Source organism: Bradyrhizobium sp. CSS354 (assembly GCF_029051725.1).
In the GTDB taxonomy this organism is placed as follows: Bacteria; Pseudomonadota; Alphaproteobacteria; order Rhizobiales; family Xanthobacteraceae; genus Bradyrhizobium.
On record NZ_JAACFU010000111.1, the window covers coordinates 1 to 406 of the forward strand.

The following is a 406-nucleotide window of genomic DNA, read 5'->3' on the forward strand; positions in this document are numbered from 1 at the left end:
TGCCTGACCCGCGCCGCCTTCGAGACCGTGATCACGGAGCATCCGCACACGCTCCTCTACTTCGCCCGCATGCTCGCCGAGCGCCTGCGCACGCTCTACGAGGGCCATTCGGTGCATCACGCGCCGCGCACCTTCGTGGTGCTGGCGGTGACGGACGGCCCGGATCCGGAACCGCTCGCCCACAACTTCGCCGCCGCCCTCGATGCGATCCTGCCGGGGGAGACCGCTTGCCTGAGCCGGTTGCCGGATGGGGCCGACGAGGCATGGGTCCACGCCTTCGAGGCCCGGCATGCGCGGACGGTCTTCGTCGCACGGGACATCGGCGACGCGTGGTCGCGGCTGAGCCAGCGCCTCGGCGACCATGTTCTGTTGCTCGCCGAGCCCGGCGCGCCGCCGCGCCCTGGCG

At 72.4% G+C, this 406-nt stretch carries 1 pseudogene; it reads left to right on the forward strand.

The features are described from left to right. Positions 1-406 (forward strand): annotated as a pseudogene (locus GWG67_RS38880) (cyclic nucleotide-binding protein); the annotation flags it as partial.